The organism is Streptomyces sp. A1136 (assembly GCF_004795055.1).
Lineage (GTDB): Bacteria > Actinomycetota > Actinomycetes > Streptomycetales > Streptomycetaceae > Streptomyces.
The window spans coordinates 1-604 of record NZ_SSBJ01000246.1; the positions used below are offsets into that span (position 1 = coordinate 1).

Annotated in this window: 1 protein-coding gene and 1 pseudogene; both read left to right on the forward strand. The window is 77.0% G+C overall.

Annotation, left to right across the window (positions count from 1 at the left end):
- Positions 1–427, forward strand: a pseudogene (locus E6R62_RS38355) (ACP S-malonyltransferase); the annotation flags it as partial.
- A partial coding sequence (locus E6R62_RS40510; RefSeq protein WP_206309023.1) for a hypothetical protein occupies positions 424–604 on the forward strand: 181 nt, incomplete at its 3' end. The pseudogene E6R62_RS38355 and the gene E6R62_RS40510, both read left to right, overlap by 4 nt.

The following is a 604-nucleotide window of genomic DNA, read 5'->3' on the forward strand; positions in this document are numbered from 1 at the left end:
CGACGGGCTGGAGGCGCTCAAGGCCGACCCGCCGGCCAAGGCGCGCGTCGTGCCGCTGTCGGTCGCGGGCGCCTTCCACACCGACCACATGGCCTCCGCCCGCCGAGAGCTCGAGGGCCTCGTGGCCGGCCTGCACCCGGCCGACCCGAGCCGGCAGCTGCTCTCCAACGCCGACGGCCAGGCCGTGGGCACCGGTGCCCAGGCGCTGGCCCGGCTGGTCAGCCAGGTCACCAGCCCGGTGCGCTTCGACGCCTGCCTGGCCACGATGCGCGAGCTCGGCGTCACCACTGCCGTCGAGCTGCCCCCGGCGGGCGCGCTCGCCGGGCTCGCCAAGCGCGAGTGGAAGGGTGCCGGCATCGACGTCCTCGCGGTGAACGGCCCGGCCGACCTCGACCGCGTCCGAGAGCTGCTCGGAGGTACCGCGTGACCGACCCCGGCTACGACTGGCGGGTCGTCGTCGCGCCCGCGCGCGGCACCGTCACCCCCGCTGGCGTCGCCGTGGGAACCCGCCTGCCGGCCGGCACCCCGCTCGGCTGCATCCGCAGCCGCCGCGAGGAGGTCGACGTCTCGGCGGCCTACGACGGGGTACTGGCCGAGTGGCTGG